The organism is Corallococcus sp. EGB, assembly GCF_019968905.1.
Taxonomy (GTDB): domain Bacteria; phylum Myxococcota; class Myxococcia; order Myxococcales; family Myxococcaceae; genus Corallococcus.
The window spans coordinates 1750085-1765589 of sequence record NZ_CP079946.1; the positions used below are offsets into that span (position 1 = coordinate 1750085).

A 15505-nucleotide genomic window follows, 5' to 3' on the forward strand; every position below is an offset into this window, starting at 1 on the left:
CCCGAATGCCTGGATCGACGTGCGGGACGGGTCCGGTCGGACACGCGGGCTTCAGGCGTGCCGGGTGATGACCAGCGCGTCCGTGTCGATGGCTTCCCTGAGCACGGACGGCAGGCTCTCCAGCGTGACCCGGGCATCCGCGCCCGCCAGGCAGACGCCCGCGTCGCGCACGCGCAGCGTCGCGGCCTCCACCACCGTGACGAAGCGCTCGCCCATGAACGTGTAGATGACCTCCAGCAGGCCGTCCCCCAGCCGGCGGTGGCCCAACAGCCGCGCGCCGGCCTTTTCGAGCGCGCGCTCCATCCGCGCGCCGACGTCGGACTCCGCTCGCCAGCGCTCCTGGCGCGTGGGCTCCCGGCCGTTCCACGCACCCGACGTCCGGGATGAAGCGTGCGCGTCCCACACGCGAGCCTCCTCGCGGTGGAGGGACTCCCGTTGTGCGCGCTCGCGCCCTGGCAGCGGCCGGGCGACCTCACGTCCCTCCGCGTCCCGCCAGACCGCTTCCGTCCCGTGGTCTCGGTCCGTCCACGCACGTGCCTCCGCTTCGCGCCGGGCCTCCCGCTCCACCTGCATCCGGAGAAAGCGCACCCGCTCCTCCGCCAGCGCGCGCAGGCAGCGCTCGGCCTCCGCGCGGCCCTCTTGCGCCACGTCGAGCACGCGAGCACGGGCCTCCACGGGCGCGAACGGGATGCCCGTGCCGCGCGACGCCGCCTCCAACACTGCAAAGCCGAACGCCGCGCGCAGCGATGCACCGACGCCGCGCGCGTCCCCCAGCGGGCGGTCCTCCTCCAGCGCGCGGCGTGCCGTCTCCTCCGCGTCACCTTCAAACTCCACGCCCTCGAAGAGCAGCGTGCCGTCATGCCAGCGGCGCGCGGTCACCGGTGACAGGCGCGGCGGCTCCTCGTCCGGCATCAACGCCAGCGGCTCCGCCACCGCGCCGTCTCGCACCAGCCGCGTCCCCCAGAGATGGCCCCGCACGCGCGGCAGCGCCTCCAGTCCTTCCGGAGACGCCGGTTCGCGCGCGGTGGCCTCGCGGCCCTTCACCTCGAAACGCCACCAGCCCGGGGCGACGGGCTGGGGGACGCGCAGGCGGCGTGAAGGTGCATCCACGGTCCCGCCGCCGAAATACGGCAGCACCGCCGACTCCACCTTTCCGAGCAGCTTCCGGTAATCCACGCCCCTGCCTCCTGCTTCACGCCACCTTGAGCAGGGGCGTGCTCATCACCCGGTCTACCCAGCCGGACTGGCTGGCGCCCGCCTCGCGCGGGGCGTCCATCATCGCCTGGAGCACGCGCGGCACCTGGTAGGGGTCCGCGAACTGCAGCACGTTCACCTCGCTGAAGGGCACGCCCAGCTGCTTCGCGCACGAGCGCACCGTGCTGCCGCGCGCTCCCGCACTCGCCACGCTCACCAGCAACGCCATGGCCGCCACGCTGTAGCCACACGCGTGGAAGGCCCTGGCGAACTGGTCGCCCGCCTCGCCCGCCTCGTCACCCACCACCATCACCACCAGCTTCGCCTCCGCTGGGATGCGCACGCCGGAGCGGTGCAGCGCGTGGATGCCGGCCGCGTGCACCGTGCCGCCGCACGCCTGCAGCCCGGACAGCATGTGCTGCACCGCCGTGCGGTTCGCCGCCTTGGGCTGGAGCACCGTGCCCATGGTGTCGAACGCCGCCACATGGAGCTTGTTCATCGGGAAGCCCGCGAGGATGCGCGACAGCGCCTCCTTGGACTGCTCGATGGCGCCCTCCATGGAGCCCGACTTGTCGATGAGGAACATCACCCGCACGTCCGTCTCCGCCGTCGCCTCCGCCACCGCCTTCTTCACGGCGTTGTCGCTCGCCTCCTCAAGCTTGCGACGCACGTCCTCGCTCCGGACGTTCTTCGCGATGTTCAGCGCGCGCTGATCCGTGGCGCTCGCCACCGCCCGCTCCCAGCGCGCCTTCACGGACGGCTCCTGCAGCAGGCCCAGCTCCTCCAGCGTGGGCGTCATCAGCCGCAGGTCGCGGTCCGACAACGACGGCAGCAGCGTGGCCAGGATGGCGGGCGTGAGGCCCACGTCCTTCGGCAGCCGGCCCACGACCTCCTTGTAGGAGAGCCGCTCCAGTTCAATCCACTCGCAGATCTCCGCCTCGGAGAGGCCGTCGAAGCGCTCGCGCTTCACCAGCGTGAGCCCCTGCAGCCCCACCTGCCGGTGGCCGCCGCCCGCCTGCTTCTGCTTCCAGCCGAGCACCTCGAAGAAGCCCTGTGACTGGGGCTTGTAGCCCGCCTTGCGCGCCAGCTTCTTCAGCGTCTCCTTGTAGCCCGCCTTCACCAGGCCCTGGAGCATGGGCAGGTTCGCCTCACGCGCGGCCAGCCACTTCTGCGCCACGCGCTTCCAGCGGCCCAGGGGCGGCTTGCGCGACGCAGGGTCTCCGAAGCCCGCGGCGCGGTTGAGGCGCGCGATCTCCGGCGTCTCCAGCAGCTCCGCCACGCGCAGCACGGCCTTGGGCGTGAGCATCCGCGTGGAGCGGCGCACGTAGTGCAACACCATGGCCTCGCCGATGGCGCGATAGTCGTCGTCGTGGAAGGCGATGGTGCCCTGGCCGTCGCGCACGGGCTGGCCCGCGTGCTCCTGCACCAGCATCAGCGCGCAGGTGGCCACCTTCAGGTCGCGCCAGTCCGTCTGCGTCAGCGCGTACGACGCGAAGTGCGCCATCAGCGCCGGGTTCAGGCGGTAGAGCTCCAGCAGCTGTCCGTACAGCTTCACCGCGGCGGGCACGAACAGGCCCGGCGCGACCTTGCGGCCGAGCGTCCGCACTTTCGCGTCCGCTCTGGCGGCGGGCACCCAGGTGCCGTTCACGTCCAGGCCGGGGCGGTGGTGCCACAGGTGGGCAGCGCCGCCGAGCACCACGTCGAGCAGCCGCTCGGCTGGTCCCCGCTGCGTCTCCGGAAGGGTCGTCTGCGTGCGAGTGCTCATGGCGGTCGTCCCCCTTTCGGGACGCAGAGGCATGCCCGGAAGGGCTGCCTGGGGTGGGAGGGAAAAAGTGAGCGCCCGAGTGAGGAAGCCGGAAGGCTGAATCCAGAATTCAGTGCCGGACCGCCGGCGGTCCCCCCGCCTTGTGAGCGGAGAGGTGGAGTCGAACCACGGCGTGTAGGGCCTCTTCGGCCGGGCGCTCGAAAGCGATGCGCCCCTGGACGGCACCTCGGCCGGAACCCTGACGGCGCACTTTCCGGGCCTTTTTCCGGGACCTTACGGGCCTGCCCCTGCGTCTTTGGAGAAGACCCACCGCGTCATGCGTGGCGCCGGAAGAAAGCGCGTCAGGAAGCGCTGGGGGAGGGCGTCGGAGGTCCTGTAACCAGTCGGAGGCTGTTCGCGGATGCAACGTGTTAATTTGCCGCGCCACATCCCCGTAACCCAACCTCTCGGGACGAGGACCTCCCGGGACAGCCTCCAGGGTCTTCCGGTGTACGAGCAGCTCACGGATGAGGAATTGTTCGCGGAGGTGACGCGGCGCCGAGCCACGGGCGAGGCCGTCGGGACCCCGCTGGGGGCCTTGTGCGCGCGGTGGGCGCGCCCGGCCCGCTACGTCATCAGCAGGATCCAGGGCAGCTACGGACGGGGTTCGCCGGCGGACGCCGACGAGCTCTTCCAGGACGCGGTGGGGAAGTTCCTCGACCGGGGCCTGGATCAGTTCCGGGGCGTGTCCGAGCAGATGCCGGGCAGGAGCGCGTCTCCCAAGACGTTCTTCCTGCGCATCGTCAAGCACGTCGCCATCGACTTCTACCGGCGGCACCGGGAGGAGCTGGCGCCCGCGCCGGCCTCACCCGACGACGTGATGGAAGAGACCCCGTCCGAAGTGGCCCGGGCGGTGGAGGGCGCACGGCGTCGCGAGGAGCGCGCCGAGGCGCAGGAACTGTACTGGGCCGCCTACGCCAGGCTCCAGCAGGAGCACCCCAAGGAGGCTTCCGCATGGGAGCTCTATCACCACGAGGACGTGGAGGATCACGAGGAATGCGCACGCCGTCTGAACATCAGCGTGGTGAACTCGTACAAGCGCGTCAGTCGCGCACAGGCATACCTGCGTTTGTACCTGCTGGAGTTGCAGCGGGACGGACTGCCGGAGGACCAGTCGTGATGCCGCGCGGGGGCATGCCGTCCTCCGCCCTGCCCGGGATGTCGCGATGAAGAGTGATGCGCTGTCCCGCTACCAGGCCCGGTTCGCGCGCCTGGGTGCGGGCCCCCTCGAGGTGGGTGAGTTGTTGGAGGTGGTGGGGGATGTGCTGCGCCGCTCGGACCGGCTCGGCACCGACGGGGTGGAGGAGGCCTTGAAGGGCCTGGGCCGCCCCGAAGTGGAGGCCTGGCTGGCCCAGCAGAAACCGCAGGCGCTCCAGCCGGTGCTCCTTCGCGCCGCCGAGGAGTCGATGGAGGTGGCGCTGGGTGAGGAGGGTGAGGAGTCGGAGCTGTGGCGCGCCTCCGCGCTGGAAGGGCTGGCCGCCCGGGACCGGGCCGCCTCGGCCGCCCGCGCGCTCATCACCTGGGAGATGTTGAAGGGCCCGTTGGACGGAGATGCGGGCGCCGCCCGCGAGCGCTTCCTCGGGGCGCTGGGGCACCTGGACACCGCGCTGCGCCCGAGGGCGCGCTGGTTCATCCCGCTCAACACCGAGCGCCGCGCCGAGCGCGACCTGCTGGACCCCGTGGAGCGCCCCGGCGCCTGGTGGTTCTCCGCGCGGGCCGGCTGTGATGACCTGGTGGCGTCCTGGACGGGCCGCCCCATGAAGGACCCGAAGCACCTGAAGGACTGCGCCAGCTGCCGCGCGGACCGGATGGACACCGCGGTGGTGGACACGCCCCCTCGCCGCCACCTCACGGACGACGAGCTGTGGCGGCTGGACTCGGGCGAGATGAGCCTCGAGGAGCGCGACCGCGTGGAGGCCCACACCGCCAGCTGCGCTGATTGCGCGCAGGCCGTGCTGGCGCTGGAAGAGGGCGACGCCGCCATCGAGGAAGCGCTGGAGTTGGAAGAGGACGGGGTGCAGGCCCCGCGCGCGGCGCGCGACTCGCGCGCGGACGTGGCCCGGCGCCCCGGCGCGGCCCGCCTCCCGGAGCACCGCGAGGTGCTGGAGGAGCGGCGCGATTTCCGCGTGGTGCTGGTGCGCGAGCGTCAGCGGTTGAGGCTCCTGGTGCAGCCCCTGGGCGCGCGGCCGGTGACGGCCGCCGTCTTCCTGTCGCCTGGACGCCCGTCGCTCAAGCCGACGCAGGGACCGGAGGGGTTGTCCTTCGACCTGTCCACGGCGCTGGCCACCGGCGCGCACTCGGCCCACCTCACGGTGCAGGCCGGGCAGGAGACGCTGGAGCGCGACTTCGCCTTCTGAGTGAAGCGCGGAGCGGCGGAAGGGGGATCCTTCCGCCTCCGCTCCCGCTCACTGCATCTGGGAGGGAGGCTCGTCCCGGCCAGAGGAGTCGTACGGCTGGGGCGAGCGCACCGGCGAGCGGGGCAGTGGGAGGGGGCCCCGCGAGGCGCCGGCCCGCACGCCGCCGGACAGGAACGCCGCCACGAGCTGTGTGAGCGGCGGCCGGGTGGCGAGCGCCACGCCGCACACCATCAACACCTGCTGTTCGAAGCGCCCCTGGGTCTGCCGGTACGCGTTGCAGCCCTTCGGCGTGGAAGCGCCCAGGTCCCGGTCGAAGTGCTGGTCGTCGGTGCCCCAGCGGATGCGGAGGGAGTCCGCCGCGAGCCGGATGAGCAGGGGCTCTCCGCCCCAGGTGCCCTCGATGAGGGTGGCGGGGCCTCCGGCGCGCACCTTCACCGAAAGGTCGCGCAGCTCGTAGGTTCCGTTCACCTCGATGCCGTGCTCGAAGAGCTCGTCACCGAACCCGCCCTTCCACGAGGGGCCCTTGCCTCGCACGAGCGGCGTCGCCGTCTGCACGTGCTGCGCGTCGAACCAGGCGGTGCCGACCCTGCCCAGCGGTGTGTTCGCCTTGGGCTTGGGGTCGTCCTCCAGACCCTGGGGGCCGGAGGGCAGGGGCTGCGGCGCGGTGAGCAGGTCCGTGGTCTTCACGGACGCGTCCACCGTCTCGAAGCGTACGCCGCCGAGCCACGCCTGGCCGGTGCCGCTCATGATGAGGCCGGCCATGATGGTGGTGGCCTCTTGCGGCACGTCCAGCACCACGTCGTAGCGCTTGCAGCCGCGGGTGCCCACCAGGGCGCGCGACTGCATGTTGTCGAAGGCGAGCGGCTGCTTGGGGTCCGAGCCCTCCACGCGCATCCACAGCCCCGCCCAGCCCTTCACGTCCTGGTGGCGCACGGCCGCGGAGAAGCGCAGGCGCTTGCCCCGGAAGTCCTGCGCGCTGAAGGCCTGCATGAAGGTGCCGAAGCTGTCCGTGGCCTGCGTGCGCGAGCGCAGGAAGGCGCTGCGCGTGCCTTCGCACGGCGAGGATTCATCCACGCCGGCTTCGTAGTGCTGGGGCGCGCTCTCCGTGACGTACCAACCCTGCGGCAGCTTCGGCCGCGAGGTGTCCTGCGCCGCGGGCATGCCGCCGGATGCGGCGGGAGACGGCGTCGCAGCGCCCGGCTGAGCCGAGGACGCGGAGACGGACGCCGCGCCCGACGTCAGCGCTGAAGCACCGGACGGGGACGGCTGGGCCGCCGCGAGGGTAGCGCAGAGCACGAAGAGCAGGCCGGGGATGCGGTGTCGGAGTGCCATCACGGATGTCCTCACAGGGCGGCCGGCCGCGAGCTCAGCGCCGCCCGTGTCAGGCCGCTGGACGCGTCGTAGCGGGGGACCTCGCCTTGTCCACCGGGGTGATACACGAGCAGCCCGCGCGCATTCGCGGACCGGAGGCAGTGCTCCTGCGTGGCCAGGTCCGGGCACGCGACCACGATGTCCCGGGGCACCTCCTCCGCCTCCTGAGCCGCGACGGTTGGCGCTTCCACGGGCGTCACGGACGGGGAACTCGCTTCCCGACCCGGACGCAGCAGCAGGAACACGGAGGCCGCAACCGCGACCAGCGCCGCGGCAGCGGCTGCCGGACGGTGCCAGCGCGCGGGGCGCACCACGACCGTGTCGTGCGGCATGGAGGCGGCGACCTCGTACAACTGCTCCTCCAGCAGGGCCTCCTCCTGGAGCAGCCGCGCGCACGCTTCGCACGTGAGCGTGTGGGCCTCGAGCTCCGCCGCGGCTTCGGGCGGCAGCGCGCCCAGCAGGTACTGCTCCGTGCGGTCGCGGGTGAGGTGGGGCGTGAGCGGCTTCATGGCTTTTCCTCTTCGAGCGCGGCGCGCAGCTTCTTGCGGACCTCGCACACAATCTGTCGCACGCGCTGGACGGACAGCCCGACGCGGGAGGCGACCTCGGCATGGGGAAGCCCCTGGCCGTCACAGGCCAGGAGGAAGACGTTGCGCGCGCCTGGCGACACCTGCTCCAGCGCGCTCCGGGCCCGGGTGAGCTGCTCCTCCGACAACAGGCGCTTCTCCGCGGACTCGGCGGGGTCCACCGGGTGCTGCCGCTCCGTCAGCTCCTCCACCGTGCCATCCACCGACTCGCGCCGCGTGCGCCGGGCATCATCCGACGCGAGGAACGCCGCCTGGGCGAGCGCGAGCGCTGGCAGGCGCAGCTCGGTGAGCAGGCCCCGCTGCTGCTGCTGGATGAGGCGCGCCCATGTCTCCTGCGCCAGCTCCTGGGCCCGGTCCACCCGCAGGCCCCGCGCGAGCAGCGACACGACCACCCGGCGCTGGTGCCGCGCGATGAGCGCGTCCCACGCGGCCCGCTCCCCGGACAGCGCGCGCCGGGACAGGGCCTCCTCGTCCGGCGCCACGGGCCGGGCGGCCCTGCTCGAGTCCTGCCGTGACTGGAGGGTCGTCATCCCCAAGCCCTGAACGGCTGCATCCATGCCGTCTTCCCGTTGCGAGCCGCGCTCGTCCACCGGAGCGCGTTCCAGCCCCGGGCTTCCGGGGAAACGCGCCTCCTGGCCGGACATATCGACGGGAATGGGCAATGGGGGCCCGGGGTGGGGAAATGTCAGTTCGTGGCGGGGCTCTCGCCGGAGGCCCAGGGCTGACTGGAGACGCGCACCACGCCCTGGCAGCGGGCGCAGACGCGGCCTTCAGCGTCCATCAGCCTGGCGGAGGCGAAGACGGTGGACGGGCCGCCGTTGTCGATGACGGCCTCCACGCGGAGGTGGTTGCCGGTGGCGGGGCGCTCGAAGCTCATGGACAGCTGGACCGTGGCGCAGCGGCGGGTGGGGTCCCGGAGCGCCGGGGTGCAGCCGATGGCGAAGTCGAAGAGGGCGGAGAGCACGCCGCCGTTGACGGCGGAGGCGCCCAGGCCGCCCCGGTGCTGGGGCTGCACCTCCGGCAGCTCCACCACCACCATGCGTCCTTCGGGGAAGGACATCCTGGCGCCGAAGTGGCGCAGGGTGAGGCTCTGGTTGAAGAGCTCCGCGAAGCGGTCGAGCTTTTCCTGGGAGGGTCGGGACGGGGTGTCGGACATGGCAGGTGACGCCTCTTATAACCCACGCTCCTGCCCGTCCCGGGAGCGGACGGCCCGGCGGGCGCCAGGGTTGGCGGAAGACCCGGCACCCACATGCGAAAGACGTTAGAAGACGGGGTTCTCCCCCTGGTGGAAACCCCCGTGAACGCCCACGAAACCGCCCTCCTCGAAGACCTCAACCCGCCCCAGGCGGAAGCCGTGCTCCATGGCGACGGCCCCCTGCTCGTGCTGTCGGGCGCCGGCAGCGGCAAGACGCGCGTCATCACCCGCCGTGTGGCCCATCTGGTGAAGGTCCGCCGCGTCTTCCCGTGGCGCATCCTGGCCGTCACCTTCACCAACAAGGCCGCGCGCGAGATGCGCGAGCGCCTCACCCAGCTGTTGGGCGCGCAGGCGAACGACCTGGTGGTGAGCACGTTCCACTCGGCCGCGGCCATGATTCTTCGCCGTGAGGCGGAGTCCGTGGGCCTGACGAAGTCCTTCGTCATCTACGACGACGGCGATCAGCTCAACCTGGTGAAGCGCGCCATGCGCGACACCGGCGTGGAGCCGGTGATGCAGCCGCGCGAAATCCTCCACCGCATCGACCAGGAGAAGAACGCCGCGCGCCTGCCAGAGGACATGCGCGTGGAGCAGGAGGACATCCGCGGGCAGATCGTCAAGCGCGTGTACGCGGGCTACCAGAAGCTGTTGCGCGCGGCGAACGCGGTGGACTTCGGAGACCTGCTGCTGTTGTTGGTGAAGCTCTTCCGCGACCGGCCGGACGTGCTGGAGCGCTACCGCACGCGCTTCACGCACGTGCTGGTGGATGAGTTCCAGGACACCAACCCCGTGCAGTACGCGCTCCTGCGCCAGCTTGCGCCGCCGCCGTCCGCGAACCTGGTGGTGGTGGGTGACGACGACCAGTCCATCTACCGCTGGCGCGGCGCGGACGTGGACAACATCCTCAACTTCCCCCGGCAGTACCCCGGCGCGAAGGTGGTGAAGCTGGAGCAGAACTACCGCTCCGACCAGAACATCCTCACCGCCGCGCACGAGGTCATCTCCAAGAACACGCGCCGCATGGCGAAGAAGCTCTGGAGCGAGCGGCCCAAGGGAGAGAACCTGGAGCTGCTCCTACACCGCGACGAGCGCGCGGAGGCGCAGGAGGTGGCCCGGCGCATCCTGGCCCTCCAGCGCGAGGGCTTCATCAAGTTCTCCAGCATGGCGGTCTTCTACCGGACCAACGCGCAGAGCCGCGTGCTGGAGGAGGCGCTCCGGCTGGCGCGCGTGCCGTACACGCTGGTGAGCGGGCGCAGCTTCTATGACCGCGCGGAGGTGCGCGACGCTTCCGCGTATCTGCGGCTGATGGTGAACCCCCGCTCCGACGCGGACCTGTTGCGCGTGCTCAACGTGCCGGCGCGCGGCATCGGCGATACCACCGAGGAGCGGCTGACGGACTTCGCGAACGAGCAGGGCCTGAGCCTCTACGAGGCCCTGGGCGAGCGCCACCGCATCCCCAGCCTCAACGCCACCGCGCAGAAGCGGCTGGGCGGCTTCCACCAACTGCTCCAGTCGCTGCACGCCTTCTCCCTCACGGCGAAGGACGCGGCGGGCGCGGTGGACCAGATGCTGAAGGAGACGAAGCTCGTGGAGACGCTCGTCGCGGAAGGCAGCGACGAGGCGCTCACCCGCGCGGAGAACCTGAAGGAACTGTTGGGCGCGGCGCAGGAGTTCGACCTGAAGCGCGCGTCCGACATGGTGGCCTCCGCGCAGGCGGCCGAGGAGCGCGAGGAGGAGGCGCCGGAGGGCGTGGACTCCGCGCCGCTCACCGCGGACATCCCTCCGCTGCAGGCCTTCCTGGAGCAGATCAGCCTGGTGGGCGAGGCGGACGCGGAGGTGAGCGAGGGGCGCGTGGCGCTGATGACGCTCCACGCGGCCAAGGGCCTGGAGTTCGACGCCGTGTTCCTCACCGGCCTGGAGGAGGGCGTCTTCCCGCACTCGCGGGCGCTCAAGAGCGACGAGCCCGACGGCGAGGAGATGGCCGAGGAGCGGCGGCTCTGCTACGTGGGCTTCACCCGCGCGCGCAAGCGGCTCTTCGTGAGCCTGGCGCAGTGCCGCTCCCTCTTCGGCGAGCTCAAGTACAACGCACCCAGCCGCTTCCTCGCGGACGTGCCGCAGGCGCTGTTCGGCTTCAAGGAGAACGACCTGCCGCCTCCGCCGCGCGCCGCCGCCATGCCGCAGCGCCGCCGCAACTGGGACGACGACGAGACAGGCCCGCGCGTGGACCGCAGCTACTCGCAGGCCTCGTCCGACATGGACGGCGTGGGCGGCGACGTGCGCGGCATGCGCGTGCGGCATGAACAGTTCGGCATGGGCCGAATCGTCGCCGCGGAGGGGTCCGGCCCCAACGCCAAGGTCACCGTGGAGTTCGGCGGCAGCGTGGGCCTCAAGCGCGTCATCGCGCGCTTCCTCATCCCCGGCTAGGCGACGAGCGGATCCGGTGGGGGCAGCGGTTTCCAGCAGGCGTGTGACACGCTGCCTGCCCGGCCAGGGTGCGGATTGACTTCCGGGGATTTCCCAATTGGGATGAGCGCCAACGAACGGAGGCGCTTCCCCCCATGGCGCTACGTCAACGATGGTGGACTTCCGCGCTGCTCGCGGGCTCCTTGAGTCTTCTGAGCGCCTGCGAGGGCCAGATTGCCGACGCGGCGAACCCGCGCAATCCGGGCCCTGGCGGGACGGCCAATCCTCCTCCTGGCGTGGAGCAGGCGGCGCGTTCGACGCGCGTCGCCCGGCTGACGCATGCGCAGTGGGTGAGCAGCGTGAAGGACCTGCTCAGGCTGGACGCGGCGCCCACGGCGCTGGCGCAGTCGTTCCGCGCGGACCCGTCCCAGAGCGGCTTCCTCTTCGACAACGACGCCCGCGCGCTGTCGGTGGATGAGGCGCTGTGGAGCGCCTACCAGCGCGCCGCGGCGGACCTGGCCGGGCAGGTGGCCGCGGACGCGACGAAGCTGGGCAAGCTGCTGCCCGCCGGCGCCACCACGGATGAAGCGCGCGCGAAGGCGTTCGTGGAGTCCTTTGGCCTGCGCGCCCTCCGGCGCCCGCTGACCGCGGACGAGGTGGAGACGTACCTGAAGCTGTACCGCCAGGGCCCGCAGGCGTACCCGGCGATGGCCGCGTTCCAGGGCGGCCTGCGGCTGGTGCTGGAGGGCTTCCTCCAGTCGCCCCTGTTCCTCTACCGCGTGGAGCGCAGCACGCAGGCGGCGGACGGGAAGGTGCCGCTGGATGGCTTCGAGGTGGCGTCGCGGTTGAGCTACGCGCTGTGGAACTCCATGCCGGACGACGCGCTGTTCGCCGCCGCGCGCGAGGGCCTGCTCGCGAAGCGCGAGGGCGTGGCCGCGGAGGCGCGCCGGATGATGGCGGACCCCCGGGCGCGCGACGTGGTGAACGCGTACCACCAGGCCGTCTTCGACGTGCCCCGCTACGCGAGCATCCGGCCCAACGCCACGCGCTTCCCCAACGTCACCGCGAAGCTGGCGGAGTCCGCGGCGAAGGAGAACGCGCTCTTCGTGCAGGACGTCGTCTTCGGGCGCAAGGGGCGCTTCACGGACCTGCTCACGTCGCGCGACACCTTCGTCAACGACGAGCTGGCGCGCATCTACGGCCTCACCGGGACGTTCACCGCGGACTTCGTGCCGGTGACGCTGGACGGGGCGCAGCGCCGGGGCGTGCTCACGCAGGTGGGCTTCCTGGCATCGCACGCGACGTCCATCGACCCGGACCCCATCCACCGGGGCGTGTTCCTGTCGGAGCACCTGCTGTGCCAGAAGATTGGCGCGCCGCCAGCCAACATCCCCGCGCTGCCCGCGCCCAACGGCCGCACCAACCGCGAGGTGGTGACGTCGCACACGGAGGCGCCCGGAACGGTGTGCGCGTCCTGCCACGCGACGCTCATCAATCCGCTGGGCTTCCCCTTCGAGAACTTCGACGCCGTGGGTGGCTACCGCACCACGGACAACGGGCACCCGGTGGACGCGTCGTCGTCGCCGGGCATCGGTGGGCAGAAGGTGTCGGTGAAGGACGCGCTGGACCTGGCGGACGTGCTCGCGAGCTCGCAGGCGGTGCACGAGTGCTACGCGCGCCACTGGGTGGAGTTCCTGAGCGGACGCCCCGCGGCGGCGGAGGACGACGCGCTGGTGGCGCGGTTGGGCAGGCTGTCACAGGCCGGGCAGTTGTCCATCGTGGACCTGGTCGTCGAGGTCGTGACGGGCGTGGGCTTCGTGAATCGCCACCCGGAGGAGCTGCCGTGAAACTGAGCCGTCGACGCGTGTTGCAGGGCCTGGGTGGCGTGGTGCTGGGGCTGCCGGTGCTGGAGGGGCTGTTGCCTCGGAAGGCCCAGGCGGCGGAGGCGGACGCGCTGCCCTTCGCCATCTTCCTGCGCCAGGCGGATGGTGTGGCCGCCGCGCAGAACACCTCCGAGCTGGGCAACGAGCCGGAGCGCTTCTGGCCGGAGCCGCTGGGCAACCTCACCACCACGACGCTCGCGGGCAAGTCGCTGGTGGAGCTGGCGGACCACCGCGCGCGCCTGCTGGTGGTGCGCAACGTCAACATGAAGGACTACAACTACGGGGACGGCCACGCCCGTGGCGCGCTGCAGGCGCTCACCGCGCGCGGCCCCGCCGTGGAGGGCGTGGGCGGCGACTCCGAGGCGTCCGGCGAGTCGCTGGATCACCGCATCGGCCGCGAGCTGAACCCGCAGAAGCGCGACTCGCTCTACCTCTACGCGGGGCAGGCCGGCGGGTGGCTGGGCGGCCCGTGCATCTCCCACCGGGGCAGCGCCTCGCGCCGGGCCGCGCTGCATGACCCGTGGGTGGCCTACCAGACCATGGTGGGCGGCCCCGGAGGCCTCACGCCGGAGGCGCGCGAGCAGCTGCTGGTGCGCCAGAAGAGCCTCAACGACCTGGTGTCGGGCCAGCTGAAGGCGCTCCAGTCGCGGCCGGAGCTGAGCAGCACGGACCGGCAGCGCCTGGACCTGCACCTGTCCAACGTGCGCGACCTGGAGGTGGCGCTGAGCTGCCGCGCCCGCGCGGATGAGGAGCTGCGGCTCCAGCAGCAGGCGCCCGGCTACAACAGCACGGACGGCGACAAGGTGTTGGCCACGGTGCGGCTCCACATGGACATCGCGGTGCTGGCGGTGGCGTGTGGCACCACGCGCTCGGTGGCCATCCAGGTGGGCAACGGCAACGACAGCTCCACGCGCTACCGAGACCCCACGACAGGGCAGTTGATGGAGAACTTCCACTACATCTCCCACCGTCGCGCGTCGCATGACGCGTCGGGCGGCATCATCGCCGGGTCGGACGTGCTGCACTCGCGCGTGGACGCGCAGTTCGCGCAGACCTTCAACTACCTGCTGGACCGGCTGGCGGCGTACGCCCTGCCGAACGGCAAGAAGCTGGTCGACCAGGGCGTGTCCGTCTGGTTCAACGACCTGGGCAACGGGCCGGCGCACTCGGCGCACAACATCCCCTTCATCCTCGCGGGCAGCTGCAACGGCTACCTCAAGCAGGGCGTGGCGGTGACGGTGGCCAACGGCAGCGGCAACCCCAACCTCAACAAGATGCTCAACACGATTGGCGCCGCGGTGGGCCTGAAGAACGCGGCCGGTGGCCCGCTGGATGACTTCGGTGACCCCTCGCTGCCCAAGGGGCTGCTGACGGAATTGCTGGCTTGATGCGCCGTTGACCCGATTCGACGCCGCCCTTCCTCCTTTGTTTCTGAACAGAGGAGGAAGGGATGTTCCCAGCAATCCGCAAGGCCTTCACCGCGTCGCTCGCGTTCGTCTCGCTGCTGTCCGCCGGTCCGGCGGCGGCGCACGGCTCCATGGAAGTCCCCCTGAGCCGCGTCTATGGATGTTTCAAGGAGGGGCCGGAGAACCCCAAGTCCGCCGCGTGCCGGGCCGCGGTGCAGGCCGGTGGGACGCAGGCCCTGTATGACTGGAACGGCGTCCGGCAGGGCGCCGCCAACGGGCGCCACCGCGAAATCATCCCCGACGGCAAGCTGTGCAGCGGCGCCAATGAGAGCCACAAGGGCTTGGACCTGGCGCGCGCGGACTGGCCGTCCACGTGGATCACCCCGGACAGCAACGGCCGCTTCGAGTTCGTCTTCCACGCCACCGCGGTGCACGCCACGGGCTACTTCCAGCTCTTCGTGACGAAGGAGGGCTACAACCCGGCGCTGCCGCTGAAGTGGTCCGACCTGGAGGCGACGCCCTTCTGCAACGTCACCCACGTGACCGCGGTGAACAACCGCTATCGCCTCGACTGCCCCTTCCCGGCTGCTCGGACGGGCTCGCACGTCATCTACGCCATCTGGCAGCGCGCGGACAGCCCGGAGGCCTTCTACGCCTGCACGGACGTGAAGTTCAGCAACACGCCGCCCCCTCCGGCGGCGTGGAAGGAGTTGGGACAGGTGCAGGCGCGTGAGGAGCTCCCCAGGTCGAGCAAGGTGACGTTCCGTCTCTTCGACAGCGCGGGCCGCGACGCCGAGTCGTATCCGCTCACGCTCGACGCGGCGACGCCCGCGGCCACGTGGATCTACCGGCTGGCGCAGCAGGTGAACGCGAGCTCCCGCCGCGCGCAGGTCGGCGTGCTGCAATCAAATGGCATCGTGACGCCGGTGCAGGACGCGCTGGGCAACCGCGTGTACGCGAAGGAGACGGGCGACTCGTTCCAGGTGGACATCGAGAAGCCCTCCACCGGTGGCGGCAACGATGGAGGCACCGGCGGCACGGCGCAGGACAAGTACCCGGCGGGCATCAACAGCTACACTGCGGGCACGCTGGTGGAGGGCACGGATGGGCTGCTCTACCGCTGCAAGCCGTTCCCGTACTCGGGCTGGTGCAACGGTGCGGCGTCGTACTACGCGCCCGGCACGGGCATCGCGTGGCAGGACGCGTGGGAGCGCGCCAACTAGGCCGGGCGGAGTAATCCAGGACCCACCGTGAAGCCGCCGCAACGCCCTGTATTTCCAGTGGCCGGCTCATGCCTTTCACGGT

The 15505-nt window shown here is 71.4% G+C and carries 12 protein-coding genes; 6 read left to right on the top strand and 6 right to left on the bottom strand.

Annotated features, from left to right (window positions below):
• Nucleotides 1-51: 51 nt before the first annotated feature.
• Nucleotides 52-1176 (bottom strand): hypothetical protein, encoded by a 1125-nt coding sequence (locus KYK13_RS07260; RefSeq protein ID WP_223643051.1) that lies wholly within the window; start codon nucleotides 1174-1176, stop codon nucleotides 52-54.
• A 16-nt stretch (nucleotides 1177-1192) separates the two neighbouring features.
• Nucleotides 1193-2959, bottom strand: coding sequence for a VWA domain-containing protein (locus KYK13_RS07265; protein WP_223643053.1), 1767 nt, complete (start codon nucleotides 2957-2959; stop codon nucleotides 1193-1195).
• A gap of 487 nt (nucleotides 2960-3446) precedes the next feature.
• On the opposite strand from KYK13_RS07265, the gene KYK13_RS07270 reads away from it, so the two are divergent.
• Both KYK13_RS07270 and KYK13_RS07275 read left to right on the top strand, forming a co-directional pair.
• On the top strand, nucleotides 3447-4118 hold the full coding sequence (locus KYK13_RS07270; RefSeq protein ID WP_223643055.1) for an RNA polymerase sigma factor: 672 nt from the start codon (nucleotides 3447-3449) through the stop codon (nucleotides 4116-4118).
• 46 nt (nucleotides 4119-4164) lie between these two features.
• Nucleotides 4165-5355 carry a zf-HC2 domain-containing protein gene (locus KYK13_RS07275; protein WP_223643057.1) on the top strand — a complete coding sequence of 397 codons (1191 nt, stop codon included), beginning with the start codon at nucleotides 4165-4167 and terminating at the stop codon, nucleotides 5353-5355.
• Nucleotides 5356-5403: 48 nt separating this feature from the next.
• Here the strand turns inward: KYK13_RS07275 and KYK13_RS07280 are convergent, their stop codons facing one another.
• The 4 genes from KYK13_RS07280 to KYK13_RS07295 all read right to left on the bottom strand — a co-directional run bounded on the left by KYK13_RS07280 (nucleotide 5404) and on the right by KYK13_RS07295 (nucleotide 8469).
• Nucleotides 5404-6687 (bottom strand): AraC family transcriptional regulator, encoded by a 1284-nt coding sequence (locus KYK13_RS07280; RefSeq protein WP_223643059.1) that lies wholly within the window; start codon nucleotides 6685-6687, stop codon nucleotides 5404-5406.
• 11 nt (nucleotides 6688-6698) lie between these two features.
• A complete protein-coding gene (locus tag KYK13_RS07285; RefSeq protein ID WP_223643061.1) occupies nucleotides 6699-7235 on the bottom strand; it encodes a zf-HC2 domain-containing protein in 537 nt (178 codons plus the stop codon).
• On the bottom strand, nucleotides 7232-7870 hold the full coding sequence (locus KYK13_RS07290; protein ID WP_223643063.1) for an RNA polymerase sigma factor: 639 nt from the start codon (nucleotides 7868-7870) through the stop codon (nucleotides 7232-7234). Before KYK13_RS07290 ends, KYK13_RS07285 begins: the two co-directional genes overlap by 4 nt.
• Nucleotides 7871-7998: 128 nt before the next feature.
• A complete protein-coding gene (locus KYK13_RS07295; RefSeq protein WP_223643065.1) occupies nucleotides 7999-8469 on the bottom strand; it encodes a PaaI family thioesterase in 471 nt (156 codons plus the stop codon).
• Between the two features lie 93 nt (nucleotides 8470-8562).
• Here KYK13_RS07295 and KYK13_RS07300 point away from each other — a divergent pair, with 93 nt between their 5' ends.
• The 4 genes from KYK13_RS07300 (at nucleotide 8563) to KYK13_RS07315 (ending at nucleotide 15423) form a co-directional block, all read left to right on the top strand.
• Nucleotides 8563-10932 carry an ATP-dependent helicase gene (locus KYK13_RS07300; RefSeq protein ID WP_223643067.1) on the top strand — a complete coding sequence of 790 codons (2370 nt, stop codon included), beginning with the start codon at nucleotides 8563-8565 and terminating at the stop codon, nucleotides 10930-10932.
• Nucleotides 10933-11066: 134 nt separating this feature from the next.
• Nucleotides 11067-12758, top strand: a complete 1692-nt coding sequence (locus tag KYK13_RS07305) for a DUF1592 domain-containing protein (protein WP_223643069.1) — start codon at nucleotides 11067-11069, stop codon at nucleotides 12756-12758.
• Nucleotides 12755-14182 carry a DUF1552 domain-containing protein gene (locus tag KYK13_RS07310; RefSeq protein ID WP_223643071.1) on the top strand — a complete coding sequence of 476 codons (1428 nt, stop codon included), beginning with the start codon at nucleotides 12755-12757 and terminating at the stop codon, nucleotides 14180-14182. Before KYK13_RS07305 ends, KYK13_RS07310 begins: the two co-directional genes overlap by 4 nt.
• A gap of 62 nt (nucleotides 14183-14244) precedes the next feature.
• Complete coding sequence (locus tag KYK13_RS07315) at nucleotides 14245-15423, top strand: lytic polysaccharide monooxygenase (RefSeq protein WP_223643073.1); 1179 nt, start codon at nucleotides 14245-14247, stop codon at nucleotides 15421-15423.
• The last annotated feature ends 82 nt before the right edge of the window (nucleotides 15424-15505 follow it).

Coding starts and splice junctions, on each gene's coding strand:
- KYK13_RS07280 (WP_223643059.1), bottom strand. CDS start 6,687: ATGGCACTCCGACACCGCATCCCCGGCCTGCTCTTCGTGCTCTGCGCT.
- KYK13_RS07290 (WP_223643063.1), bottom strand. CDS start 7,870: ATGGATGCAGCCGTTCAGGGCTTGGGGATGACGACCCTCCAGTCACGG.
- KYK13_RS07275 (WP_223643057.1), top strand. CDS start 4,165: ATGAAGAGTGATGCGCTGTCCCGCTACCAGGCCCGGTTCGCGCGCCTG.
- KYK13_RS07295 (WP_223643065.1), bottom strand. CDS start 8,469: ATGTCCGACACCCCGTCCCGACCCTCCCAGGAAAAGCTCGACCGCTTC.
- KYK13_RS07265 (WP_223643053.1), bottom strand. CDS start 2,959: ATGAGCACTCGCACGCAGACGACCCTTCCGGAGACGCAGCGGGGACCA.
- KYK13_RS07315 (WP_223643073.1), top strand. CDS start 14,245: ATGTTCCCAGCAATCCGCAAGGCCTTCACCGCGTCGCTCGCGTTCGTC.
- KYK13_RS07300 (WP_223643067.1), top strand. CDS start 8,563: ATGCGAAAGACGTTAGAAGACGGGGTTCTCCCCCTGGTGGAAACCCCC.
- KYK13_RS07305 (WP_223643069.1), top strand. CDS start 11,067: ATGGCGCTACGTCAACGATGGTGGACTTCCGCGCTGCTCGCGGGCTCC.
- KYK13_RS07285 (WP_223643061.1), bottom strand. CDS start 7,235: ATGAAGCCGCTCACGCCCCACCTCACCCGCGACCGCACGGAGCAGTAC.